The 980-nt window shown below is 53.0% G+C and carries 1 protein-coding gene; it reads left to right on the plus strand.

Annotation, left to right across the window (positions count from 1 at the left end):
- Positions 1–980 (plus strand): iron-containing alcohol dehydrogenase (locus tag NBA72_RS24115; protein WP_141024587.1); only part of this gene is annotated, 980 nt, incomplete at both ends.

Genomic DNA, 980 nt, shown 5'->3' on the forward strand with positions numbered 1-980 from the left:
CAGCCAGCCTACAAAATCGCTGAACTGGCAGGCTTCTCCGTACCAGAAACCACCAAGATTCTGATCGGTGAAGTTACGGTCGTTGACGAAAGCGAACCGTTCGCACACGAAAAACTGTCTCCGACTCTGGCGATGTATCGTGCGAAAGATTTCGAAGAAGCGGTAGAAAAAGCAGAAAAACTGGTCGCAATGGGCGGTATCGGTCATACCTCCTGCCTGTACACTGACCAGGATAACCAGCCAGAACGCGTTGCTTACTTCGGTCAGATGATGAAAACCGCGCGTATCCTGATCAACACCCCGGCCTCTCAGGGTGGTATCGGCGACCTGTACAACTTCAAACTCGCACCTTCCCTGACGTTGGGTTGTGGTTCCTGGGGTGGTAACTCCATCTCTGAAAACGTTGGTCCGAAACACCTGATCAACAAGAAAACCGTTGCTAAGCGAGCTGAAAACATGTTGTGGCACAAACTTCCGAAATCTATCTACTTCCGCCGTGGCTCTCTGCCCATCGCGCTGGATGAAGTGATTACTGATGGCCACAAACGTGCGCTCATCGTGACTGACCGCTTCCTGTTCAACAACGGCTACGCAGACCAGATCACCTCTGTGCTGAAAGCGGCTGGCGTTGAAACCGAAGTCTTCTTCGAAGTTGAAGCCGACCCGACGCTTTCCGTTGTTCGCAAAGGCGCTGAGCTGGCTAACTCCTTCAAACCGGACGTGATTATCGCGCTGGGCGGTGGTTCCCCGATGGACGCCGCGAAAATCATGTGGGTCATGTACGAACACCCGGAAACTCACTTCGAAGAGCTGGCGCTGCGCTTTATGGACATCCGTAAACGTATCTACAAGTTCCCGAAAATGGGCGTGAAAGCGAAAATGATCGCCGTCACCACCACTTCCGGTACCGGTTCTGAAGTCACACCGTTTGCGGTTGTGACCGACGATGCAACCGGTCAGAAATATCCGCTGGCTGACTA

Origin of the sequence: Salmonella sp. NW1250, from assembly GCF_051812965.1 — a bacterium.
GTDB lineage: Bacteria > Pseudomonadota > Gammaproteobacteria > Enterobacterales > Enterobacteriaceae > Salmonella > Salmonella enterica.